At 62.4% G+C, this 24,450-nt stretch carries 19 protein-coding genes and 1 pseudogene; 2 read left to right on the top strand and 18 right to left on the bottom strand.

Features of this window, described 5'->3' with window-relative positions:
- Position 1: 1 nt before the first annotated feature.
- Positions 2-976 carry a sugar-binding transcriptional regulator gene (locus DRF71_RS10825; protein ID WP_112311260.1) on the bottom strand — a complete coding sequence of 325 codons (975 nt, stop codon included), beginning with the start codon at positions 974-976 and terminating at the stop codon, positions 2-4.
- Positions 977-1,089: 113 nt separating this feature from the next.
- Here DRF71_RS10825 and DRF71_RS10820 point away from each other — a divergent pair, with 113 nt between their 5' ends.
- Positions 1,090-3,159, top strand: coding sequence for a bifunctional aldolase/short-chain dehydrogenase (locus tag DRF71_RS10820; protein WP_112310556.1), 2,070 nt, complete (start codon positions 1,090-1,092; stop codon positions 3,157-3,159).
- 21 nt (positions 3,160-3,180) lie between these two features.
- Here DRF71_RS10820 and DRF71_RS10815 read toward each other — a convergent pair whose 3' ends face one another.
- The 5 genes from DRF71_RS10815 to DRF71_RS27405 all read right to left on the bottom strand — a co-directional run bounded on the left by DRF71_RS10815 (position 3,181) and on the right by DRF71_RS27405 (position 8,427).
- A complete protein-coding gene (locus DRF71_RS10815) occupies positions 3,181-4,047 on the bottom strand; it encodes an ABC transporter permease (RefSeq protein WP_112310555.1) in 867 nt (288 codons plus the stop codon).
- A gap of 4 nt (positions 4,048-4,051) precedes the next feature.
- The gene (locus DRF71_RS10810) at positions 4,052-4,921 is read right to left on the bottom strand and encodes an ABC transporter permease (protein WP_112311259.1); all 870 of its coding nucleotides are present in this window, start codon (positions 4,919-4,921) and stop codon (positions 4,052-4,054) included.
- Positions 4,922-4,925: 4 nt separating this feature from the next.
- On the bottom strand, positions 4,926-6,002 hold the full coding sequence (locus DRF71_RS10805) for an ABC transporter ATP-binding protein (RefSeq protein ID WP_112310554.1): 1,077 nt from the start codon (positions 6,000-6,002) through the stop codon (positions 4,926-4,928).
- A gap of 74 nt (positions 6,003-6,076) precedes the next feature.
- Positions 6,077-7,165: an extracellular solute-binding protein gene (locus DRF71_RS10800; protein WP_112310553.1), complete on the bottom strand. Its 1,089-nt coding sequence runs from the start codon at positions 7,163-7,165 to the stop codon at positions 6,077-6,079.
- A 143-nt stretch (positions 7,166-7,308) separates the two neighbouring features.
- Positions 7,309-8,427, bottom strand: coding sequence for a mandelate racemase/muconate lactonizing enzyme family protein (locus tag DRF71_RS27405; RefSeq protein WP_157971041.1), 1,119 nt, complete (start codon positions 8,425-8,427; stop codon positions 7,309-7,311).
- A 132-nt stretch (positions 8,428-8,559) separates the two neighbouring features.
- On the opposite strand from DRF71_RS27405, the gene pdxR reads away from it, so the two are divergent.
- Positions 8,560-10,107, top strand: a complete 1,548-nt coding sequence (gene pdxR, locus DRF71_RS10795; protein WP_198672159.1) for a MocR-like pyridoxine biosynthesis transcription factor PdxR — start codon at positions 8,560-8,562, stop codon at positions 10,105-10,107.
- Here the strand turns inward: pdxR and DRF71_RS10790 are convergent.
- The 12 genes and pseudogenes from DRF71_RS10790 to DRF71_RS10735 all read right to left on the bottom strand — a co-directional run bounded on the left by DRF71_RS10790 (position 10,061) and on the right by DRF71_RS10735 (position 24,436).
- Entirely contained in the window at positions 10,061-11,674 is a 1,614-nt protein-coding gene (locus DRF71_RS10790; RefSeq protein WP_112310551.1) for a GMC family oxidoreductase, read from the bottom strand. The two genes, pdxR and DRF71_RS10790, sit on opposite strands and share 47 nt — an antisense overlap.
- A gap of 107 nt (positions 11,675-11,781) precedes the next feature.
- A complete protein-coding gene (locus DRF71_RS10785) occupies positions 11,782-12,168 on the bottom strand; it encodes a formate dehydrogenase accessory protein FdhE (RefSeq protein WP_198672158.1) in 387 nt (128 codons plus the stop codon).
- A gap of 20 nt (positions 12,169-12,188) precedes the next feature.
- Positions 12,189-12,566, bottom strand: a pseudogene (locus DRF71_RS29035) (formate dehydrogenase-N subunit alpha); the annotation flags it as partial.
- Between the two features lies 1 nt (position 12,567).
- Positions 12,568-13,743: a Vi polysaccharide biosynthesis UDP-N-acetylglucosamine C-6 dehydrogenase TviB gene (gene tviB, locus DRF71_RS10775; RefSeq protein ID WP_112310549.1), complete on the bottom strand. Its 1,176-nt coding sequence runs from the start codon at positions 13,741-13,743 to the stop codon at positions 12,568-12,570.
- Between the two features lie 378 nt (positions 13,744-14,121).
- Complete coding sequence (locus tag DRF71_RS10770; protein ID WP_112310548.1) at positions 14,122-15,147, bottom strand: NAD-dependent epimerase/dehydratase family protein; 1,026 nt, start codon at positions 15,145-15,147, stop codon at positions 14,122-14,124.
- Positions 15,148-15,165: 18 nt separating this feature from the next.
- A complete protein-coding gene (locus DRF71_RS10765) occupies positions 15,166-16,239 on the bottom strand; it encodes a GNAT family N-acetyltransferase (protein WP_112310547.1) in 1,074 nt (357 codons plus the stop codon).
- Positions 16,229-17,203, bottom strand: coding sequence for a polysaccharide deacetylase family protein (locus tag DRF71_RS10760; RefSeq protein ID WP_112310546.1), 975 nt, complete (start codon positions 17,201-17,203; stop codon positions 16,229-16,231). The genes DRF71_RS10765 and DRF71_RS10760 overlap by 11 nt, the downstream gene beginning before the upstream one ends.
- On the bottom strand, positions 17,200-18,330 hold the full coding sequence (locus tag DRF71_RS10755; protein WP_112310545.1) for a glycosyltransferase family 4 protein: 1,131 nt from the start codon (positions 18,328-18,330) through the stop codon (positions 17,200-17,202). Before DRF71_RS10755 ends, DRF71_RS10760 begins: the two co-directional genes overlap by 4 nt.
- A 289-nt stretch (positions 18,331-18,619) precedes the next feature.
- Positions 18,620-19,369, bottom strand: coding sequence for a hypothetical protein (locus DRF71_RS10750; RefSeq protein WP_112310544.1), 750 nt, complete (start codon positions 19,367-19,369; stop codon positions 18,620-18,622).
- A gap of 119 nt (positions 19,370-19,488) precedes the next feature.
- Complete coding sequence (locus DRF71_RS10745) at positions 19,489-20,049, bottom strand: YjbF family lipoprotein (RefSeq protein WP_157971039.1); 561 nt, start codon at positions 20,047-20,049, stop codon at positions 19,489-19,491.
- Between the two features lie 2 nt (positions 20,050-20,051).
- A complete protein-coding gene (locus DRF71_RS10740) occupies positions 20,052-22,196 on the bottom strand; it encodes a YjbH domain-containing protein (RefSeq protein ID WP_112310542.1) in 2,145 nt (714 codons plus the stop codon).
- 32 nt (positions 22,197-22,228) lie between these two features.
- A complete protein-coding gene (locus tag DRF71_RS10735; RefSeq protein ID WP_232831445.1) occupies positions 22,229-24,436 on the bottom strand; it encodes a polysaccharide biosynthesis tyrosine autokinase in 2,208 nt (735 codons plus the stop codon).
- Positions 24,437-24,450: the final 14 nt, after the last annotated feature.

Below are 24,450 nucleotides of genomic sequence, written 5' to 3'. Positions count from 1 at the left end.
GTTACAGATCCTGCGCCAGCAGCGCCTCGGCCACGGTCAACCCGGTGACCAGATGCGTGGCATAACCGCCCCTTATCGCCGCCATCGTGGCCTGAACCTTGTCATGGCCGGGGGTCACCAGAATGCCCATATCAAGGCCCGTCAACCGCTCCAGCGGGATGCCGATCATGCGATCCTCCATCGGGCCGGGGATCGGGCGGCCTTTGGCATCGACGAACCGGCCGCAGATCACCCCCACCGCGCCATGCGCCCTGTAATGCGCCAGATCCTCCATGGTCGCGAGACCGCTGGACACGATATGGCTGTCCTCTGCCGCAGTGCCGACCGAGAACAAAAGCTTGTTCAGCTTTTCGATCTCATCAAGCTGCACCCGGATGATCGGCTCGGCCCTCAGCGCGCCGGCCAGCTCGGCGCTGGACAGGATCGCCGGGGCGTGGAGGTTCAGACAGCGCGCCCCGAGACGCTGCGCCAGCCGGGTCGAACAGGCCTCGGCGGTAAAGCCATAAGGCGTCGCCATCGAGCCAACCAGCTGCAACACGGTCATCTCTTCGGTGCGGGTGATCTCCAGCGCCTCGGCGAGGTCATATACGGTGCGCCCCCAGGCCACGCCCAGATTGTCGCCCGCCGCCAGCAGATCCGGCAGCCAGAGCGCAGCACCTTTCACCACCCGGCGAAAGGCATCCTCGACCCCGGCGCCCTCATCGGGGACCACATAGGCCGCTTTCAGACCAAAGCGGCAGCAGAGATCCGAAGCCAGCCGATGCGTGGTAAAGGCCGGCGCCGCCAGGGTGATCCGGATCAGCTCGCGCTCGCGCGCCTCCTGCAGATAATTCACCACCGTCGCGCGCGAGATGCTCAGCGTTTCGGCAATGTCCTTCTGGTTCAGCCCCTCGTGGTAATAAAGCCAGGCCACCTCGATCACGGCATTCTCGCCGCTGACCTGGCCGATTGTGCGCCGCCGGGAGGTGGGGGTCACCGCTGACTCCATTCTACGTTTGACAGGTATAATTGACATTTGTAGACAATGCCGGACAGTCCTGCAATCGCCTGTGAGCAGGCAGTCTTAATCATCCACCGGGGAGGGTGCAAATGAGGGTGAATCTCTGGGATGAGGCCGAGGCGCGGGCTTTGCAGGATGCGGCGGGGTCCGATCCGGCGGCGCGGGAACTGGCGCTCAGGGTCTATTCCTCGCGTATCATCGGGCGCGACCCCGATATGGTCATGCATGGGGGCGGCAATACCTCGATGAAGGCGCAGGCCGTCGACGTTTACGGCGACACCGTCGATGTGCTGCATGTAAAGGGCTCGGGCTGGGATCTCGAGACGATTGCCGCCGCCGGTTTGCCCGCCGTGCGCATGGCGCCGCTTTCGCGGCTGCGCGGGCTGGCCGCGCTGTCCGACGAGGCGATGGTCGACGTGCAGCGCGCCAATCTGATGGACAGTTCAGGCCCCAACCCCTCGGTCGAGACGCTGCTGCATGCCTGGATCCCGCATAAATATGTCGATCACACCCATGCGACGGCCTTTCTGACACTCGCGAACCTGCCCGAGGTCGCGGCGGCCACGCGTGAGATTTTCGGCGACCGGCTGACGCTGCTTCCCTATATCATGCCGGGCTTTGCTTTGGCCAAGGCGGCGGCGGATGCCTATGACACGAATCCCGAAGCCGAGGGCCTTTTGCTGGTCAATCACGGCCATTTCACCTGGGGACCCGGGGCGAAGGCCTCTTACGACCGGCTGATTTCCCACACCAATGAGGTCGAGGCCTGGCTGGCCCAACGCCGCCCCGGCCCGGTCTGGCCCGGCGCGGCTTTGCCGCCGCCCCGGCTGGCCGAAGTGCTGGCGGGCTTGCGCGGCGCGCTGGCATCCTGTCTGCCCGAGACTGCGGGAATGCCGGTCCTCGATCTGCGCGCCGATGATGCGATCCGCGCCTTTACCTTGCGGGGCGATCTCGCGTCGCTGGCGAAACGCGGCGTGGCAACCCCGGATCATGTGATCCGCACCAAGGGCAACCCGTTGGTGATCACCCGCGAGACCCTGGCCGGTGGCCCCGATGCGCTGCGCAAGGCGGTAAGCGATTTCGCCGCCGGATATGGCGCCTATTTTGACCGCCAGGCGCCCCAGGCCGCAACGCCGAAGACCATGCTCTCGCCGATGCCCGGCCTCGCCTGGATCGAGGGTGAGGGCGTGGTCGGTATCGGCGCCAATGCGGCGGCGGCGCGGATTGCGGGCGATATCGGCAGCCAGACCACCCGCGTGATGGCGGATGGCGAGCGGCTTGGCGGGTTTTATCCGATTGGCGAGCGCGACCTGTTCGAGATGGAGTACTGGTCGCTGGAACAGGCCAAGCTTGGCAAAGGCAAGCCGCCGCGCTTTCAGGGCAAGGTGGTGCTGGTCACCGGCGGCGCAGGCGCGATTGGCCTCGCCACGGCTCGGGCCTTTGCAGCGGAAGGGGCGGCTTTGTTCCTTGTCGACCGGGACGAGGCGCTGCTTGATACCGCGCTGAAGACCCTTGGCCGCGACCATGGCGGGATTGCCTGCGACATCACGCTGAAAGGCGCGGCAGAGGTTGCGGTGCAGGCCTGTGTGGCGCGGTTCGGCGGGCTTGATATCCTCGTCTCCAATGCCGGCGCGGCGATCAATGGCGAGATCGCAACCCTGCCGGATGACATCCTGCGGCAGAGTTTCGAGCTGAATTTCTTTGCCCATCAGGCCTTTGCCCGCGCGGCTGTCGCGGTGTTCCGCGCCCAGACCGCGGCACGCGGCACCCGCGGCGCGGGCGATGCCGGGCAGATCCTGATCAATGTCTCGAAACAGGCGGTGAACCCGGGCAGGAATTTCGGCGCCTATGGCTTGCCCAAAGCGACAACCTTCTTCCTGTTGCGCCAGCTGGCGCTGGAACTGGGATCCGAGGGGATCCGCGTGAACGGGATCAATGCGGACCGTATCCGCTCGGGCCTCCTGACCGGCGAGATGATCGCGGCGCGGTCCGCCGCGCGCGGCCTTGATGAGGCCAGCTATATGGGGGGAAATCTTCTCGGCCGCGAGGTCGAGGCGAGCCATGTCGCGCAGGGTTTCACTGCGCTGGCAAGCGCGGCCCGCACCACCGCCCATGTGATGACCGTGGATGGCGGCAATATCGAAGCGGCCCTGCGCTGACACATCAGCGCGCGGCGGGGCTCAGCCCTCGCCGCGACGCGGGCGCTGTGCGAAGACGCTGGCCAGCGCCAGCAGCCCCGAGCCGATCATCAGGAACACCGAAACCGCATTCAGAACCGGCGTCGAGCCGACCTTGACCATGCGGTCATACATGGTGATCGTCAGCGGAGCATCCGAGCCGACCAGCATCAGCGTCGTGTTGAAATTCTCGAACGACACCAGAAACGCCACCACAAAGCCGGAAAACAGCGCCGGCGCGAGGTAAGGCAGCGTCACTGTTGCCAGCACCCTGACCCTGGACGCGCCAAGGTTCAGCGCCGCCTCTTCCAGCGCGATGTCGAATTTCCGCAGCCGGGCCGAGATCACCAGCGTGGTGATCGTCACCAGAAATGACAACTGCCCCAGGATCACCAGCAACACGCCCGGGCGCAGGAAATCCCATTCCCACCAAAAGGCATCGCTGACGCCATTGGCGATCATGCTGGAAAACACCAGGATCGAGATGCCGAGGATCACACCCGGGATCACCAGCGGCACGATCATCAGCACATAAAGCGCGCTTTTGAAGGGGAAGCTCTTCCGCTCGAACAAAAACGCGTTGCAGGTGCCGATCACCACCGAAAGTGCCGAGACGATCACCCCGATCCAGAGCGAATTGATCAGCCCCGCCATCAGGCGGCGGTCGTTGAACAGGCCGATCTGAGGCTCGGTACTGCCGAAAAACCAGTTCAGGGTGAACCCTTTCCAGGGCAGCGCCGGGAACTGGGAATCGTTGAAGGCAAAGATCGCGGCGGCGGCCAGCGGCGCGGCGAGGTAGAAGAAAAAGGCCAGCATATAGCCGATATAAAGGCCACGCATCAGACCGGAGCGGGGGGCGGCGACGTTCATCTGCTCACTCCTTCGCCACGGTGGAGGCAAGGTTCTGCCCCGTCAGCCGCAGCCCAAGCCAGACCACGGCCGAGGTGAAGACCAGAAGCAGCACGCCGAAAGTCGCGCCGGATTCCCAGTTATAGCGGGTGACGAACTGCTCGTAGATCTGCTCGGTGAACCACATGGAGTTTTTGCCGCCGAGAAGGATCGGCGTCAGATAGCTGCCCGCCGCCAGCATGAAGGTGATGATGCAGCCCGCCACGATCCCCGGCATCGCATAGGGAATGACGATGCGGCGGAACACGGTCATCCGGCTGCCGCCGAGATTGTAGCCGGCCTCTAAGAGCGCATTGTCCATACCATCCAGCGTCGAGACCAGCGGCACGATCATAAACAAAACCACCGTATAGACCATGCCGATCACCACGGTGATGTCGTTGTAAAGCAATTCGACCGGGCCGGAACTCAGCCCCGCCCATTGCAACATGCCCGAGACGATCCCCGTCTCGCGCAGCAAAAGGATCCAGCCGAAAGCGCGCACCAGGTCCGACACCCAAAGCGGAATCAGGCACATCAGGAACAAAGCCGCGCGCGACCGCTGCCGCGCGATTTTCGCGATATACCAGGCGACCGGAAAGCCGATCAGCAGCGCGAGGATGGTGACCAGCACCGAGATCCAGGCGGTGCGCAAAAGCGTGTTCCAGTAGATCGGCTCGCGGAAGAAATCGAGATAATTGCCGAAACCGAACGCATATTCCCGCGGCCCCAGCTTTTCGCGCAGGGACAGCCAGCCGACCCCGATCTGCGGCAGGATGATCAGCAATATGATCCACAGCGCGAAAGGCGCGAAGAGGAGGATCAGCGTCAGGCGGCTGGCGTCAGAGCTTTTCATCGCCTCAGCCCGCCTCTGGCGCGGCAAAGGCCAGCGCATGGGCAGGGCGGAACCAGGCGATCGCAGAATCGCCGCGCGCAACCGGCGTGGTCGCATCCATCACACCCTGGGCGATCTCGATCAGCCGGTCGGAGCTGCGCAACAGGATCCGCGAATTGGCGCCGTTGAACAAAAGACTGTCAACCACGCCCGAAAGCTGGTTGGCGCCCTCGATCGGGGTCAGTGAGACCGTTTCGGGGCGAAAGAAGATCTCGGCCCGCGCGCCTGCGACCAGAGCCCCGCCGGCGCGGGCGATGATTTCCGGGCCAGCGTCCAGCGCGATCCGCGCCTCGTCACCGCTGAGGCCGGTAACCCGCCCGAGCCAGCGATTGGTATCGCCGACAAAGCCCGCAACAAAGCCCGAGCCGGGCTGGTTGTACAATTCTTTCGGAGTGCCGATCTGCTCGAAGCGCCCGGCATTCATCACCGCGACATTGTCGGACATGACCAGCGCCTCGGACTGGTCATGGGTGATATAGAGGAAGGTGGTGTTGAACTGGTGCTGCAGCAGCTTCAGCTCGATCTTCATCTGCTCGCGCAGCTTCAGATCCAGCGCGCCGAGCGGCTCGTCCAGCAGCAGGACATCCGGCTCCAGCACCATGCAGCGCGCGATGGCGATGCGTTGCTTCTGCCCGCCCGAAAGCTGCGAGATCTGCTTGTCCTGAACCCCGGGCAACCCGATCCTGGCCAGAACATCGGCAACCTTGCGGGTGATATCCGACCGGTTCTCGCCCCGGCATTTCAGCCCGTAAGCGATATTCTCGCCGACCGTCATCATCGGAAACAGCGCCAGGTGCTGGAACACCATCTTGACCGAACGCCTGTTCGGCGCCACCTCCAGCACCGATTTTCCCTTGATGCGGATATCACCGGAATCCGGTGTCTCGAACCCCGCGATCATCCGCATCAGCGTGGTCTTGCCACAGCCCGAGGGCCCGAGGATCGAAAAGAACGACCCGCGCGGCACGGTGAAAGAGACATCATTCACCGCGATATGGCGACCAAAAATCCTGGTCAGATTCACACATTCCAGATCGTGCATTTGGCGCCCATGAAAGAGGGGAAAACGCGAAGGCAGGCGGCGCACCGCCTGCCACCGGCTCAGGAACCGAGGTGTCAGTTGCCCGAGGCCGCCTTGATACGTTCCAGCACCTTGCCTTCGATGTCTTCCAGCCCCGGAGGGATATTCGCGAAGAACTTCATATTCGCGATGGCGGCATCGTCAAAGGCCAGTTTGACGGCAGCCTTCTTCGCCTCGGGAAGCAGCTCGATCCCGCCCTCGACCGCAGCAATCGCGCCGGTCGAATCCGACATCATCGTCACGATTTCCGGCCGCATCACAAAGTTGATCCACTTATAGGCGGCATCATCGGCGCGGCCCTTGGAGGGGATCACAAAGGTGTCGATCCAGGTCAGCGCGCCCGAGGACGGCGGCACATAGACGAGGTTCTGGTTCTCGCCATACAGCTTGAACGCGGTCGAATCCCAGGATTCCGAGGCCACAACCTCACCCGACAGCAAGAGCGTCGAGAGGTCATCACCGCCATTCCAGTAGGTCTTGATCACCGATTTGCAGGCGATCATCTTCTCGGCCACCTTGTCGAGCATCTCGGTATAGGCGGCGGTGTCGTTGTAAAGCGCGAACGGATCATAGCCGAGCGAGAAGCCCATCCCCAGAAGGATGGTCCGGCGCAGGCGCATCGAGGTCTTGCCTTTGTATTCCTCTTTGCACAGATCGGCCCAGTCTTTCACATCCGGCGCCTTGGTCACATCGACCACAAGGCCGGTGGTGCCCCATTGATGCGGCACGGCATAGACCCCGCCGTCGATGGTGGTATTGGCCTTCACGGCCTCCAGCAGATTGGCCTGCATCTTGCCGGTCTCGATCTTCGACAGATCAAGCGGCTTATAGATGTCGAACTCGCTTTGCGCAGCAAAGATGCGGTCATGGCTGGGCTGGGCAAGGTCGAACCCGGCACCGCCGGTGGCGCGCAGTTTGGCAACCATTTCCTCGTTGTTCGACAGCGTCACCTCGACGTCGATATCGGGATATTCCTTCTCGAACAGCGCGATAACATTGTCGGGGGCATAGCCGCCCCAGGTCAGCAGACGCAGCGTCTCGGCCATGGCGGCGCCGGGCAACAGGGCCGTGGCGCAGATCGTGGCGGCCAGCAGTCTGGCGGTCAGGCTTTTCCTCACAGTCATGGTTCGCTCCCTTTGTTGGTATGGGCCGGGCATCGGGGCCTGGCTCTTTCGTGTTATATGCAAGGACTATGTGTCCCATCCTGACGGGGGCTAAGGTCCGTTTTCGATGAATGACCAGACCGCTTTCCCGCCATAGCCTCCCCTCAGATATCCGCCGCGTCCGAGACAGCCCAGGCCGATTTCGCCAGCCATTCCGGATCTATCTCAACCCCCCAGCCCGGCCGGTCGCTGACCGTGACATGGCCACCCTCAACACGGTAAGGGTCTTCTGCATAAAGTCCATACTGCCAGGGATAGTAATCCGCTCCTTCGATCGAGAATTCGAGATATTTCCCCGCCCCTTCAATGGCCCGGAGCAAATGCATGGTGAAAAGCGTCACCAGCCCCTGATTGGCAGCATGCGGCGTGACCGGCAGACCGGCCTGGCGGGCCATCTCGCAGACCCGCAGCGTGCGGCTGATACCACCAAGGTAAAGGATATCCGGCTGCACGATATCGACCACCCGGCCCTCGATCATCTGCCGCCAGACCGGCATTTCGCAATCCTGCTCGCCGCCGGTGACGGCGATGGGTTTATCCGCCAGCGCGCGGGTGACCTCAGCGGTCTGGTCCAGCTCCCAGTAAAGACAGGGCTCCTCGAAATGTTCGATCCCGTTGTCGATCAGGATATCCGCGACCTGTATGGCGCGTTTGGGCGAAAAGCCGGAATTGGCATCGACCAGCAGGCTCGCATCCGGCCCGAGCGCGCGGCGGATTGTCGGGATGATCTCTTCGGTCCGGCCCGGCCATTCGTCGATATCATGGCCATATTCTGCGGCGATGCGGAATTTGAAGGCGTCAAACCCGAATTCGCCCTGCAGGCGGCGGAAGCGCTCGGCCTCCTGAGCGGGCGTGATATCGCGCTTCATCGAAGAGGCATAGCAGCGCAATCCCCCCGGGCTGCCGCCGATCAGCGAACAGACCGGCAGGCCCGCCAGCTTGCCGCGCAGATCCCAGAGCGCGGTATCGAAGCCGCCGATGGCACGCTTGAGATACGAGCCGGGGAATTTATGCTCGCGCTCGAACACCTTGTCGGTCAGCGCATCGAGATCGTCGAATTCCACCCCCAGCACCCAGGGCGCGACCTGGCGGTGCAGCACCTGGGCAGTGATATCGGAATTATAGGTCGAGACCTGACCCCAGCCCTGCGCGCCGCTGGCATCGGTGACCCGCACGAATCCGATATAGCGGGAGGAAAAGGTCTCGATACGGGTGATCTTCACGGCTTTCTCCTCGCGTCGGGTTGCCTGTCAGCAGGAGATTGCCCCGGCCCGGACAGGGGGGATAAGGTCCACTTTCGAAATTATCGGAAACCGGTTGCAGCCTGGGGCCGCGCGGGGAGGGTTACAGGATTGGTGAAACGCTCGTCAGGAGAGCTGCTTTTCGATCTGCGCATCGACCGCAGCCTGCCTGCCTCCGTCACGTTGCAGGTCTATGCCGCCCTGCGCGGGCTGATCCTTGCCGGAGACCTGCCCGCCGGGCGGCGGCTGCCGTCCAGCCGCAGCCTCGCGCTGGATCTCGACATCTCGCGCACCACTGCCGTCGCGGTCTATGACCGCCTGCTGTCCGAAGGGCTGATCGAGGCGAGGACCGGCTCGGGCTCTTATGTCTCGGCCCAGGCCGGCACGGATCTGCCGCAAGAGATAATCGGCGTCGAGCCACCGCCCGAGACCCTCACCACCCGGCTTTCAACCACCATCGGCGCCGCCTCGCAGCGCTTTCGCCAGCGCCTGCCGCATCCGCATCAACCGCGCGCCTTTGTCACCGGCCTGCCGGATTTCGACAGTTTCCCGCTGGCGATCTGGGCCAGGCTGACGGCAAGCCACTGGAGATCGACCCGCGGCCGCATCCTCGGCTATACCGAACCCGAGGGCGACCCGGATCTGCGCCGCGCCATTGCCGATCACCTGCGCGCCAATCGCGGCGTTTCCTGCGACCCTGAACAAGTGTTCATCACCGCCGGCGCGCAGCAGGCCTTTGACCTGATCGGCCGGGTGCTGCTGAACCCCGGCGACCCGGTCTGGTTCGAGAACCCCGGCGCCATCGGGGCGAGGAACAGCCTGATCGCCTGCGGCGCCGATCTGGTGCCGGTGCCGGTGGATCACGAAGGGCTGGATGTCGGGGAGGGCCTTGCCCGCGCGCCCGCGTTCCGGCTGGCCTTTGTCACGCCCTCGCATCAGCATCCGACCGGGGCCGAGATGAGCCTTGCCCGCCGCGCGGCGCTCTTGCGCGCCGCCTATGACTGCGACGGCTGGATCGTCGAGGATGATTACGACGGTGAATTCCGCTATGATGGCCGCCCGCTGCCGACCCTGAAAAGCGCCGACCGCGCCGATCGGGTGATCTATGTCGGCACCTTTTCCAAGAACCTGTTTCCTGCGCTGCGACTGGGGTTCTACATCGCGCCGCCGCCGCTGGTTGATGTCTTTTCGCATCTCTCGCGCGCCTTCCTGCAAGGCGTGTCGCTGGACAGCCAGGCCGTGCTGGCCCGCTTTATCGCAGAGGGTCATTTCGCCACCCATCTGCGCCGGATGCGCGAGATCTATGCCGCCCGCCACAACGCCTTTACCGATGCCGCCGCCGCCCGGCTGACCGGGTTGATGGCGCTGCCCTCGCGCCCGGTGGCGGGGTTCCACCGGATCGCCACCTTCGCCCATCCCGCTTTGACCGAGACCGGCGTGGTCCCGGGCTGCGAGGCGGCGGGGCTGGTGGTCTCGGGGCTGGACCGCTTTCGCTTTGGCCCCGACCCCTGCCCTGCGGGCCTCGTGCTGGGCGTCACCGCCATCCCTCCCCGCGCGATCCAGCGCGGGGTTGATGTACTGGCTTCAGTCCTTGAGGCGCAAATCAGCGGCCAGATCAGTTCCCCGCCAGGATCAGCGAGGCCGCCCGGTCGGCCAGCATGATCACCGGCGCGTTGATATTGCCGGAGGTCACATTCGGAAAGGCCGAGGCATCGACCACTCTCAGTCCATCCACCCCGTAAAGCCGCAGCTGCGCATCGACGGCGTTGCTGCCGTCATCCGGCCCCATCCGGCAGGTGCCGCAGGCATGGAACACGCTGCCCGAACGCGCGCGGATATCTTCGATCAGCGCCTCTTCATCGCTGATATCCGGGCCGGGCTGCATTTCGGCCTCGATATAGCGGGCAATCTCGGGCCGTTCCGCAATGCGCCGGATCAGCCTTACACCGTCGATCATCTGCGCCATATCTCCGGGCGCGGAAAGGTAATTCGGCTCGATCAGCGGCGCATCATGCGGGTCTGCCGAGGCCAGGCTGATCCGCCCCCGGCTTTCCGGCCGGCAGGGCTGGATGCCGATGAAAAACCCCGGAAACGGGTCGGGCAGCGTCAGCCGCCGCCGCCCCGGCGTCGGTTTCGAATAGCTGGCCGGCGAGAAATACAGCTGCTGATCCACCCGGTCGAGCCCGGGGCGCGAGCGCACAAACCCCCCCGCCTGGTTGACCGAAATCGCCAGCGGCCCGTCGCGCATCAGCATATAACGCAGCCCCAGCATGACCCGGCCCAACCACGGCCTGAGCTGGCTGTTCAGCGTCGGAACGCGCGAGCGGAACAGATAGTCGATCCCCAGATGATCCTGGAGGTTAGCGCCAATCGCTGGCAAGTCGCGGATCACCGCAACGCCCTTTTCCTGCAGCAAAGCCCCCGGCCCCAGCCCCGAGCGTTGCAGGATCACCGGCGAGAGCACCGCCCCCGCCGAAAGGATCACCTCGGCCCGCGCCGTTGCGGTCAGGATCTGGCCGTTTTGCGCGTATTCGACCCCCGTGGCCCGCCCGTCCCGGGTCACCACCCGATGGACCAGCGCGCCGGTTTCCACCCGCAGATTGGCCCGCCGCATCGCCGGATGCAGGAAAGCCGTCGCCGAGGAAGACCGCAGCCCCTTTGCCGCGCTGATCTGGTAGATCGAAACGCCCTCTGCCGTGGCGCCGTTATAATCCGGGCTTTCCGCGAAACCCGCGCTTTTCGCCGCCGCCAGCCAGCTGTGGCTGAGGGGATGCACCGATCCTGCCATGCTGCTGACCCTGACCCCGCCCGAGCCGCCGCGAAAGGCATCCTCGCCGCCTTCCCAGCTCTCGATGGCGCGGAAATGCGGCAGCACATCATCCCATCCCCAGCCCGGATTGCCATGCGCCTGCCAGTCGTCGAAATCGCCGCTCTGGCCGCGCACCCAGACCATGGCATTGATCGAGGACGACCCACCCAGCACCTTGCCGCGCGGCCAGTAGGATTGTCGCCCTGCCAGCGCTTCTTGCGGGCCGGTCCAGAAACACCAGTTCACGTTCGGATTGTAAAAGCTGTGGCCATAGCCCGCCGGCATCCGGATCATAAACCGCCGGTCACTGCCGCCCGCCTCAAGCAGCAAGACGGAAAGGCGGCCCGAGGCGCTCAGCCGGTCGGCCAGAACCGCGCCGGCCGAGCCCGCCCCGATGATGATATAGTCAAACGTGGCCATGGCTCCACCGATCCGATCCCGGATCCAGACTTATCCCCTGTGCCCGCATTGGGGAAAAGCCATTGCGGTGAAATCACCGAACCATTCAGGGACGCTCAGGGCCGCGCTCAGCCCGGCAGCGCGAAAGGGTTGAACCCGGTGCGGCCATAGCCCCCGGCCACCGCCACGTCATCCAGCACGAGGCTGGCCAGATCATCGGCCACCGTCTCGATATCGGGATCGCGCTCAGCGCTGATCACCTTGAGATAGCCGCCGCAGGCATTGCAGGCCTCGGCCCGGATCGCCGCCTCGGGCGTGTCAAAGCTGAGGTAATCCAGCTGCCCCGCATCGCCGCAGCACGAGCATTTCGCCCGCACCATATGCCATTCGCTCTCACAAAGCGCGCAATGAAGGTATCGCATCCCCTGGCGGTCACCGCTATGGATATGGCTGGCCACCGGATGCGATCCGCAGATCGGGCAATATGTCGTTTCCTCATCGGTCTTCGGCGGCAAAGCCACCGCCCGCGCAGCCTGGGCCAGGCGCCGCCTTCGACCTCATAAAGGCGCCGCAGCTCCATCATAATGCCGCCAAGGATCGCCGGATCGTGCCGCGCCTCACCCGGAGGCTCCTGCCCGGCAAAGTGCCATTGCAGCCAGCGGCCCGAATTCACAATCGCGCCGTCCTCTTCCGCGAAACAGTTCGAGGGCAGACGGAACACTTCGGTCATAATCTCCCCGGTGGGGACATCATTGAACCGGCCTTCGTTGCGCCAGAAATTCGAGGTCTCGGTCGCCAGCGGGTCGATGATCACCAGAAACTTGAGGTTCGCCAGCGCTTTGGAGGTCTTGTTCTTATCCGGCATCGCGGCCAGCGGGTTGAACCCTTGCGCGATATAGCCGTTGACCTGGCCGTTATACCCGGTATTCTTCATGCGAGACCGCGAGAATGATACCGTCATAGGCCCGGTTTTCCGGAGTGGCGACCAGGTCGATGCCATATTCCGCCTTTGCCTCGTCAGGGTCGGCCAGCGGGTCATGCAGATCGACCTCGACGCCATATTCGCGCAGCTCCCGCCAGACATCGACCACACGGGTATTGCGCAGATCCGGGCAGTTTTCCTTGAAGGTCAGCCCAAGGATCAGCACCTTCGCGCCCTCGACATGGATGCGGCGCCGCAGCATCGCCTTGACCATCTGGCCCGCGACCCATGCCCCCATCCCGTCATTGATCCGCCGTCCGGCCAGGATCACCTCGGGGTGATAGCCGAGCGCCTCGGCCTTGTGGGTCAGGTAATAGGGATCGACCCCGATGCAATGGCCGCCCACCAGACCGGGACGGAAGGGCAGGAAATTCCATTTCGTGCCCGCTGCCTCCAGCACCGCTTCGGTATCCAGCCCCATGCGGCTGAAAATCAGCGCGAGTTCGTTGATCAGCGCGATATTGAGGTCGCGCTGCGTGTTCTCGATCACCTTGGCGGCCTCGGCCACCCGGATCGAGGCCGCTTTCCAGGTGCCTGCTGTGATGATCGAGGCATAAAGGGCGTCGACCACCTCGGCCACTTCCGGGGTGGAACCCGAGGTGACCTTGCGGATCGTGGTCAGCCGATGCGCCTTGTCGCCCGGATTGATGCGTTCCGGGCTGTAGCCGGCAAAGAAGTCGGTGTTGAACCTGAGGCCCGAGACACGTTCGAGCACCGGCACACAGTCTTCCTCGGTCGCGCCGGGATAGACGGTGGATTCGTAAATCACGATATCGCCGCGTTTGAGCACCTTGCCGATGGTTTCCGAGGCGCGGATCAGCGGTGTCAGATCGGGGCGCTTATGCGCGTCGATCGGGGTCGGGACGGTGACGATGAAAATCCGCGCTTCGGCCAGATCGGTGATATCCGAGCTGAAACGCAGATGTTTCGCTTCTGCCAGTTCTTCGGGCGTGACCTCAAGCGTATGGTCGCGCCCCGAAGTCAGCTCGCCAATCCGGGCCTCGTTGATATCAAAGCCGATGACCGGCCGGGATTTTCCAAACTCGACCGCCAGAGGCAGGCCGACATAGCCAAGGCCGATCACGGCGACGGGTGTATCTTTAGTCATGCAGCGCGCTCCGAAGGTAAAGTGACCGACCGCCCAATTGCCCGTGATTTCTCAGGGTTTCTGGCAATAAACAGCGCTTTTCTTTCGCACTTTGCCGTAGCAATATGGTCAAAACGCTGTAACCTCCACTTGCAAATCTGGTATCCCGGATCATCGAATATTTGCCCGACTGCGGACATGTCTGGCGCCCGTGCCAGCATTCCAGGCCGGATATCAACCTGTTACGACTGCCGGGCATCGAGACCTCTCCGTCATGCGCGGAGGGGCTGTGGAAGGGTTGAAAAATGCGGGCTGTGAGAGTGTTGAACAGGGGAAACGGGAACAGGCGATGAATAATGACCCTCGCAGCAGACATACCGGCTTTCTGCCGTGGCCTGTTCATTTTTCATAATACTCCCTGAACCAATCGACAAAGCGTTTTATCCCGTCGCGAAAATCTGTTTGCGGGCGGTATCCGGTCAGATGCTGAAGCAGATCGGCATTGGCCCAGGTGGCGGGCACATCGCCTTTTTGCATTTCCATGTAATTGCGGATCGCCTTTTTCCCGAGGCACTCCTCAATCGCATCGACAAAATCAAGAAGACGCACCTTGTCGGAATTGCCGATATTGACAACACGATAGGGCGCGGCGGGCGAGAGGCTGTCGCCTTCGCGGATTTCCTCTTTCGAGGCGGGCCTGACAGGCACGGCGTCAATCAACAGACGAATGCCCCGCACGAGGTCGTCCACATAGGTGAAATCGCGATACATGTCGCCATGGTTGTAGATGTCTATCGGGCGATCATCGAGGATTGCGTCAACAAATTTGTAAAGCGCCAGGTCGGGGCGGCCCCAGGTGCCATAGACCGTGAAAAAGCGGAACATCGTCACCGGCAGGTTCCACAGATGGGCATAGGAATGGCCCATGCTCTCGGTCGCCTTCTTGGTGGCGGCATAGATGGTCAGCTGGGTATCGGCCTTCTCGGTCTCGATGAAGGGCATTTCCTCATTCGCGCCATAAACGGAAGAGGTCGAGGCCATCAGCAGATGCTGCACCTCCAGCCGCCGCGCGGCCTCCATCACGTTGAAAGTGCCGATGATATTCGCGTCGATATAGGCGCGCGGGTTCTCCAGGCTGTAGCGCACGCCGGCCTGGGCGGCGAGATGGACGATCACATCGGGGCGGAATTCATCGGCAACCTGGTCAAAGAGCTTCTGGTCTTCCAGCATCCCTTCGGTGGCCGAGAATGCTCCATCCTGGAGCAGCATCGCGTGGCGGCGTTGCTTGAGGCGGACATCATAGTAATCCGTCATCCCGTCATAGCCGTGAACGCGGAACCCTTCGGCCAACAGCAGTTTCGCGAGGTGGAAGCCGATAAAACCAGCCGTTCCGGTGATGAGGACGTGATTTTGACGTGAAGGCATTCTGAGCTCACTTATGTTTCATACGGTATCGCTATCGAGATAGCTGATATACCAGTCAGAAGACTTGTATTCCGATGGACGGCCACCGTTGCTTCGCATGCCCCAATAAAGCTGGGTCGGACGGAAGCGCACAGGAAGGCTGTGAAAACCGCTGCGTGTCAGGTTCAGGCGTTCCTGAAGGTGAGGCAGACTCCACGCAAGGACGAAGTCTGCCTTTTCCGCCGACATCGCTCGCAATGCGTGACGAATGAGCATGGCTGAAATGGTGTCATTCCCTTCCAGGGTAAGGCACTCCATAAGATATCCTGCACGTCCCCCGTGCTTGTCCTCGATGCACCAGATGACATATCCGAGGACAGTCTCTTCGGCGCGGGCCTCGATAATTTTGTACTTTTTCCCATCAGGCCGCTGGAAAATGCGCCAGTTCAGATAATCTGAAGATCGATCGACTGCGATACCTATTTTTTTCGACCGCTGTTCCCAAATATAAGTATGGTCGTCACTGAAAGATGTAACCTCGTGCAGCGTAATTCCTTTTACGGTCGCAGCGCGAACCGGAAGTCTCAGGCCGGGAAGAGATCGGATAGCAGAGGGTAGCTTCAGTGCGCGTTGCAGGAAATATCCCGGTCTGATTGGGCAGATCAGAAAATCGACGGCACCATATATGTTCCAGTTCAGATGTTTTTGGAATGTTCCGCAGGAATTATGATTGGGGAATCCGTATATCAGGCCGCTCCCCTTTTTCTCTACGTCCTCAAAAGTAAGCCGGGCGAGTTTCGGGAAGAGGCCCTGCCCTCGGTGATTCCTGTCGGTCAGGGTATCGAGAGACTGAGCCCCGGGAACCCGCGTGCCATCTATGCAAAAATTCACTCCCATAACTGCATAGACCGCAGCAGGGTCACCTGTACTCGTATGGAATGCTATATTAATCGCACTTGTCGTATGGCCAGGATTTTTCTGGTATCTCCACTCCAGAAAATTATCCTTGCGAGGCATTTCATTATTGGCGAAAATTTTTTCGTAAAGTGCGAAACCTTCTCGCTGCAGAGAGGCCTCTCGGAAGATATAATTTTCGCCAGCTTCAGGCGTCATCGGCGTTCTCCATGAATGAATTAATGGGGAGAGAGCACATATTGTAATCTGACCTTAGTCTTTCAAAATGCATACAGATCTGTTGTAGCGCCGTAATATTTTCTTCTGTTGATTTTCCGAAATTATGCGGGTGCCACCAGAGATGATAAACCGAGCCGCTGCGGGCGGCTCTGGTCATGCCGCGGCAGATTGTCCTGATATGCAGTGGGTGAAGCGGCGCCAGCTTTCCGGCGCAGGGGCGCAGGAAGCGGCTCGCCGGAACATTGGTCAGGCCGTTTTCGCTGCTGGTCCGGGCAATATGTGATCCCAGCACACCGCTATAGGCATCCGCAAGGCGCAGGGCGCGGCGAAGCCGGGTCTGGCCGCTGCCTCCCGTCGGGCGATACGCCCAGGATTGCGGATTACCGCGAAAGGTTTTCAGCCCCTGGCGGCGGCAGACATCCAGATAAGCATCCGCATATTGGTTGCGCGGGAAAACGACAGATTGCAGATCTATGCCCTGGCGCGAGGCCAGCTTCTTTGCCCCGCTCAGATCGGCGTCGAATGCCTCGGGCGTGAAGCCGCTTTCAAGACAATAGCAATGCGAAAGCGTATGGGTGCCGATCTCCTGGCCAGGCGTGTCCGCGATCTTCCGGACCAGCGATTTTCCGAAATACCATGGATCGGCGGCCTCGTCTTTACCGACCTCATCAAGATAGCGGTAATTCGAGAGTGCCGGATTGTCATAACGCGGGCGCAACTCTTCGGGCGGCAGCGCGTCGAAAAGCTCTTCGCGGCTTTCGCAGAACACAAAGCCGACAGTCGCCCAGGTCGCCCGGATCCCGTGACGGGCAAAGAGATCAAGCATCCGGGGAATGGCCTTGCGCCCGCCAAGAATATTGGCGCCATAGCTGCCGCGTGTGGCGTGATCCCGCACCCCCCAGAGCAGCTCAAAATCAAGGGAAATGACAAGGCTTCCGGTCATGCCTGCTCCTTCTGCCTGCGGGTAACGGCCTCGCCTATCGCAGTCTTATAGGCGTCGACCACGATCTGCTGGTCATAAAGACGCTCCATCCGCTGCCGTCCGGCCAGGCCCATCTTCCGCCTGTCATCCGGTGAAAGCGCCAGAAAACCAAGGCAGCTCTGCGCCAGGCTTTCGGCGTCGCGCGGGTTACAGAGCAGGCCCGTCTCGCCCACAGCCACCACCGACCGGCATCCCGGCACATCGGTGGTGATCACCGGGCGGGCCATGGCACCGGCTTCGATCAGGGTGCGCGGCGCGCCTTCCCGGTAAGAGGGCAGCACAACACAATCGGCAGCGGCGATGAAGGGGCGCACATCGCGGGTGGTGCCGAGATATTCGATCACGCCCTCGGCCTCCCAGGCGGCAACCGTTTCGGGACCGATGGCGGTGCGGTTCTCGCTGCCGGTCGCCCCAAGCAGCTGGAACCGCGCGCCGGGATGGCGGGCGCGGATCAGGCGGGCGGCCCCGACATATTCCATCACGCCCTTGTCGCGCAGCAGCCGGGCGATCATCAGAAAGACCGGCGGGCGGGCGGGCTCGGGCATTGCGGTGGCCGGAAAATGGTCGAGGTCGATCCCCGAGCCCGGCAAAAGCTGTGCCTGATCCTGGCGCACCAGGCGGCGCGCGAGGAAGAGGTCGCGATCCTCGTCATTCTGGAAGAAGACCGTATCAAGCCGGCGGAAAGCGCGGCGGTACAGCCCTTCGGCCACCCGTTGCAGCAGCCCGCCCGACAGGAAGGCGGTGCCCAGCCCCGAGACATTCGGCACGAAAGGGATGCCGCTGCGCCGCACCGCCAGCGCGCCGAAGATATTGTTCTTGATCGTGTAGGACAGGATCACATCGGGTTTCTCGGACGCGAAGATGCGCGCCAGCCGTCTCCGCAATGCGAGGCCTTTCAGAGGATTGAGCCCCTTGGCATCCATCTCCAGCGCGATGAAACGACAGCCAAGCGCTTCCAGCTCCGGCACCGATTCATCGCGCGGTGCGAGAATGGTGACGCGGTGCCCCTCATCCAGCAGATGCTGCAGCACCGGCATACGGAAGTTGCGAATATTCCAGGCCGCATTGACCGACATCAGAACATGCATCACTCAGCCGTTCCGCCCCTGGCGCGAGGCGGTTCTTCCCGTTTTGATGGCATATGGTCCGGGCTCGCTGATGGTCATGTTAATTTCGGGTGCTCGATAAGAGCAGAATCGATGGGCAAGGCAGCCGGGTGACTAAAATACTTCTTTCCCGCCCGGGCACGGATATCTTTAATCCGCTGCCCCCGGGCGGCCCCTCGTTAACAGCTGCCGCACCGCCGCTGTTAGAGCATTTTGCTCTGTATCGGAAGTCGGAATTCCCGATCCGGAAATTCTTAATGCGATATGCGTCTTAACGCAGGCCGACATTATGGGCGAGGCGGACGCCGCTCTGGCGTATCCGGTTCCACCATGAGCTGGTGTTCTGGCGCCGAATCGTGTTCGGCGCCGGGATCAGGGTCTCGGGCAGGTCCATCGCCCTGAGGAGCGCCTGCAAGACATCGCCGCTGCGGGCCGTTTCGGCATCGTAATCGACGACACGGATCGCTTCGCGCCCGAAGGTTTCGCCATAGATGCGCAACAGGGCCTGGAAATCTGCCAGCCAGCTGTCCGGCTCGACATAGAGCGAACTTTTCGGGTCAGCAGAGGGTTTGCGGCCCGGCACTTTCAGGATCTGCTTGCGATAGGCTTCAAGATAATCCTCGCGATCGCGCAGCGCGCAGATGACCGTTATCGGGACGGCGCCACCGCCGAGCATCACGCGCAGCCTGGCCAGCTCGGCCGGGCTGCGCAAAAGGGACAGCCCCTCCGAGGTGAAAAGGGCATGATCGCCCGCATCATGCGCCTTGCGGATATGATCCGCGACCAGGGGAAGGGTGCGCTGTTGCAGCGCCTCCAGCGAGCCGATCTTCAGCGATTGCAGCGCAAGGGAATCCCGGCCCTCATCGAGGCAGGAGAGATAGAGTTCGATATGGTTCGAGGCGATAATGCTGCCCTGGAATAGATGCAGCCCCTGGTCGCGCAGGCGGTCGCCGCGCTGTTCCAGAAAGGCCTGAAGGGTCGTCGTGCCGGTCTTATGCACCCCGATATGGAGATAAATCATGCTGCCATTCCCTCAGTAATGAGAAGGGGTCCGGCGAAACCGGCTCCTGAACAGCAGTATTATACCCTGGAGCCTGACTGAGTAGGAAAATCTTCTGCCTGGAGAAGATTTTCCTCAGCTTACATGCGGATCCAGCTCAGAACCATTGTGCCGGTGCCGGTGGAGATCCATTGCCTTGTGCTGCGGATCGTGCCCTCGGGGCCGACCCAATAGCTGTTGGTGAATTTATTGCCGCGCGCCTCGCAGGATTCGTCAAAGCGCCGCAGGCCCTTGTCAGAGCCTGCTTCCGTCATTTTGCAACCGGCCTGCAACCAGGTCGAGTGATTATCAGCGGTCAGATAACGCATGCGGCGGGAATAGATCTCGTTCGATCCCGAAGCGATTGCCGACAATGTCGGCCCGGGATCGGCTGCCATCAGGTCAAAGCCGAAGCCGCGCGTGGCGACGACGACGCCCTTATGCTCTGACACGGTATAATTGTCCGCGCTCAGCCAGTTCCGAACCGGCCCGTTATCGCCGGCATGCTTCATGTTGATTTCAACCCCATGCGCCGGAAGTCCCAGGCGCATCGCGGTCTCGCCGGGGGTAAAGCGCAGGTTCTGCGGCGGCGGTGCAGAGCCCTGGCCGGGCAGGCAGGCCGCAAGGAGAAGCGTCAGGCAGAATCCGGCGACAGCACGCATCATCATTTCCAGAACCGCCCCCATGTCGGATCAAGCTCGGTGGCCTGCAGATTGCGCACCCCTTCGTAAAGACGGCCCGGCACGATCAGCCTGGCGCCGCCGTCACGCTGCACCGGGCGGATGGTCTGGCTGATCCTTTCCTGCGTGGCGCGTCCGGTGACCCAGTCAAGCGGGATGGTCAGCAAGACGCCCTTGTCGAAAGAGCCCTCGCCGAAATCCTCGGCGGAAACATCGGTCTTGGTGGCGAAAAGCCCGACCTTCCAGCCATTGTCGAATTCCCGCGAAAGCGTCAGCGTGGCGCCGAAATCACCGGCGAGGTAGCGGCCGACATCCAGCTGTGCCTGATAGCCGCCGGCCATCTCGTAATAGGCCGAGACATGGCCGGTGGTGACCGCGTAATCCTGAAAACCGAACATCTGGTCGAAATCGCGCTGGCGCACATAGTTGATCTCGACACCAAGGGCGAGCGCGCTGTTTTGCGGCTTCCACAGGATTTCTGTCGAGACGCCACCGAACATGCTTTCGAGATAGCCCAGGGTGACACGGCCAAAGAAATCCGGAGCAGGGCGGAAATACCAGGCGCCGGTCAAATCCTGCAGCGTGGTGTCGCCGCCTTTGTAATAGAGATAGGATTCCGAGCGCACCCGGGGCAGCACCGAGGTCGAGGCGCGGTCCCCCTTGTCGAGATTGCCGATGATCTTCTGGCGGATCTGGCCCGAGAAGACGATGCCCGGCAGCGGCTCGAACCGGCCATTCAGCGCCACCCCGACATCAAGGCGCAGCGGATCATCGGGGTCAAAGAAGCTGGGCGTCAGATAGGGGGCGAGCCCATAGCTGAAGCGCGGGTAAATGCCGCCCGGGCGGTTCAGCGGATCGCGCGTATCGGTGATCACCGTGTTGACCCGAAGCAGATCAGGGGCGACGGTGTGGAACTCCAGCTCCTCCAGATCGCTGCGCTGAACCGTAACCGACGTGACCGGCATGCCGTTTTGCGACAGGATGATCTCGAACCGGCTGACCTCGGCGGGGGCGATGCGGCTCATCACCCGGGCCGCCCGACCCACGGCCTGCGCGGCGATGGCATAGCGGTTGTTGCGGATATTGACGCGCAAAAGAGTGCCCCGCGCCTCCAGCCCCTCCAGATCCAGGCCTTCGCGGCCGAGGTCCCGGCTCAGCCGGCCCTCGAAGCCGATCTGGCTGATATCGCCCCAGCTCTTTGCCGCAGCCGCAGAGGCCGGCAGCACCGGCGGTGGCGCAGCCTCACGTCCGCTGCCATGGCGCGACCGTTTGGGGTTGAAGGCCCAGTTCAGCCCGATGCCGATTTCAGACCCGTAAAGGTAATTGGCCGAGATGTTCAGCCGATCACTGTAACGCCATTCAACGCCGAGATTGACCGGCGATTTATGGTCGAAAGCCAGCCCGTCCTCGCGCTCGTAGGCGTCCGAGGAATATTCGGCGATCAGCCGCAGCCGGTCATTCACCTGCCATTCGATGCCGCCGAAAAGCGCGGCATCGCCACGAAACCACAGTTCCGGCTCGAAGGTCCCGCCCAGACCGTCGGAATGGTTCGGCCTCGTCTTCATGCTGCTGCTGACCACGCCCAGCGTGTTGGAAAAGCCGCCATAGCTGCCAAGCCGGCCCCAGCCGAGACCGATGCTTGCGCGCAGCCTTGGATTGATGGTTTTGGTGGCTACGACATACTCACCGCCATAGATCCCCGAGCCCACGAGGTCATTGATGCCGACCGCCATAGCCGGGAGCCAGATCCCCTCATCCATAAAGCGGTAATGGACCGAGAAGCTGCGGTCGATCCGGTCTTCGATCTTCCACGGCAAGGCAAGATTGGGGCGCAGGTTCTCGATATTGGAGTAGCGGAACGAGGCCGAGAGCCGGTCCGACACCTGGAAGGTCAGCGTGGCGCGGGTCTGGTTGCTGAAATAACTCAGGGTCAGGCCGAATTCGCCATCCTCGCGGCTTTGCGCCGTGGGCATGTCGATCAGCCCGGGGGAGCCAAAGCTGTTATAGCCCCAGGACAGGATCTGAGACGGCGCCTCGGCCTTTGCCACACCGGCCACCATGGCGAGAAGCAGGGCGCCGGTCAGGGTCGCGCAGCAGGGCATCCGGCGGGGCAGCCTGAGATCCGTCATTGGTTTTCCTTAATGCGGGTAGCCGGCGAAAATCATTCGCGTTCGCTGCGATAGGAATAGCGGTAATTGTAATACTGATAATGTCCGCCGTAGCGGCTACCCTCTTCCTGTTTATACCCATTCAGCACGGCTCCTGCCAGCCTGGAGCCAGCGGTCTCGAAACTGCGCCGCACCGCTTCGATTTCGCCGGCCATAGTCTCAAGATGGCGGGTGATGAGGATCGTCGCGCCGACATAGCGCCCCAGCACCACCGGATCTGTCACGGCGAGGGCCGGCGGGCTGTCGACGATGATCAGGTCGTAATGGGGGTTGATCTCGTCAAGCAAGGTCCGGAACCCGTCGCGCATCAGCAGTTCGGAAGGGTTGGGCGGGTAGCGCCCGGTCAGGATGTAGGAAACGCCGGGAACAGGCCCTTCATGCAGCACCTCTTGCAGCTGTTTTTCACCGGAGAGATATTCGGCAAGCCCGGGGGTATTTTTCGGCTGTTTCAGGTAGCGCCGCAAATAGCCGCGCCGCAGATCGGCGTCGATCACGCAGACCCGCTGCCCGGCCTGAGCCGTTACCACAGCGAGATTGATCGCGGTAAAGCTTTTGCCCGCACCAGGCGCGGCCGAGGTCAGCAGCACCGCTTTCGACCCGGTATCAAGCATGCCAAAGCGCAGTGCGGTGCGCAGAGAGCGCATGGCCTCGACCACCAGATCCTCGGGATGTTCCAGCGCATGGATCGGAAGGTCGCCGCGCTGGCGCCGGTGATCGGAGGCGCCGGGGGCATAGCTGACCGTGCCGAAAACGGGCAGGCCAAGCTTTTCGATTTCTTCGCTGCCACGGATCCCGCGCCGCAACATCCGCCGTAAGAGCACGATTGCCGCGCCCAGAACCAGACCGAGGCCGCCGGCCACGGCAAGATAAAGTCCGGTGCGGGGGCTGACCCGGCTGCCATCGGCATAGGCGGTGTCGATGATCCGGACCGAGCCGACGGTCGAGGCCCGCACCACCCGCAGCTCCTGGGCGCGGTTCAGCAGCTGGAAATAAACCTGCTGGGCGACATCGAGATCGCGGGTCAGGTTGAAGATTTCTTTCTGCGTTTCCGGAAGCCCTGCGGTTTCTTTGCGGACCTGCTCCAGTTCGCGTTCCAGCCCGCTGCGGTTCTCCATGAGCAGCTGGTAGGTCGGGTGGTTGATCGTATAGCGCTTGCGCAGTTCCTCTTCCTGCAGTGTCAGTGCGTTCAGCTCGCCTTCGATCCGGGTCGCCCGTTCCAGCAGGCTGCGCGTCTCGTAATCGACATCAATCGAGTTCTGCTCCTGGCGATAGGTGTTCAGCGCCTGCTCGGCGCGTTCGACCTCGGTTCGGGCCAAAGGCAGCTGGGTCTCGATGAAGGAAAGGCTGTTCTCTGCCTCGGCGGCGCTGCGCGAGATGTTTTGCGCAACATAGGCGCGGGCGATGGCATCCAGAACCCGCTCGGCCTGGCGGGGATCCGGGTCATTGAAGCGCAGCCGCAGGATCGACGAGTTGCGCGAGGTCGAAGTGACGGTGAATTCGCGCTGAACCTCGCGCACGGCCTGTTCCAGCGACAGGCGCTTCAGGATGAACCGCCGCCCGACCGGCGCATTGATATCGTCAATCCCGAGCCGCACGCCACTTTCCGCGAGGACCAGTTCCGCGCGCAGGCGGCCGTCATGCCTGCTGCCATCCGGCAGGACAAGGCTGTAGCTGTCCGCCCCGGTGACCGTGACGGTGAAACTCTGCCCGAGCCAGCGATCGGGAACCGTGAAGAGGTCTGCGGTCAGACGCTCATTGCCCCATTGATAGGGCGCCAGCAGGGCGATCCCGGTATCGGGCAGGCTCAGCCTGCGCGGCAGCTGGCCCAGGATCGGCAGGGGCAGCGGCGTGATCTGCTTTTGCAGATCCAGTTCGCTGACCGCTGCGCTGATGACCATGCGCGAGCGGATAATCTCGGATTCGGTCTCGGTCGCGACACCGCTTTTGCTGTCACCGCCGAGGAGTTCCTGCATCCCCTCGGGCAGTGCAAGCGCGCCGGACCGCGTCTCCAGCTGCATCAGCGCACTGGCCTGATAGACCGAGTTTGCCCGCAAGGAGAGAAACGCACCGACCGCCAGCGCCAGAATGGTCACCGCCGCGATAAGATATTTGCCGGACCAGAGATGGCCGAGGATCTCGAAAAGCTCCGGATCGCGGTCATTGCTGCTGAGGTTTCCCGAAAGCGGGTCAGTCATTGGCATGGCGGCTCTTTCCT

The sequence above is a fragment of the Pseudogemmobacter bohemicus genome (assembly GCF_003290025.1).
Taxonomy (GTDB): domain Bacteria; phylum Pseudomonadota; class Alphaproteobacteria; order Rhodobacterales; family Rhodobacteraceae; genus Pseudogemmobacter; species Pseudogemmobacter bohemicus.
Note: the sequence above shows the minus strand (reverse complement) of the source record. Positions and strands in the feature narration are given on the sequence as shown.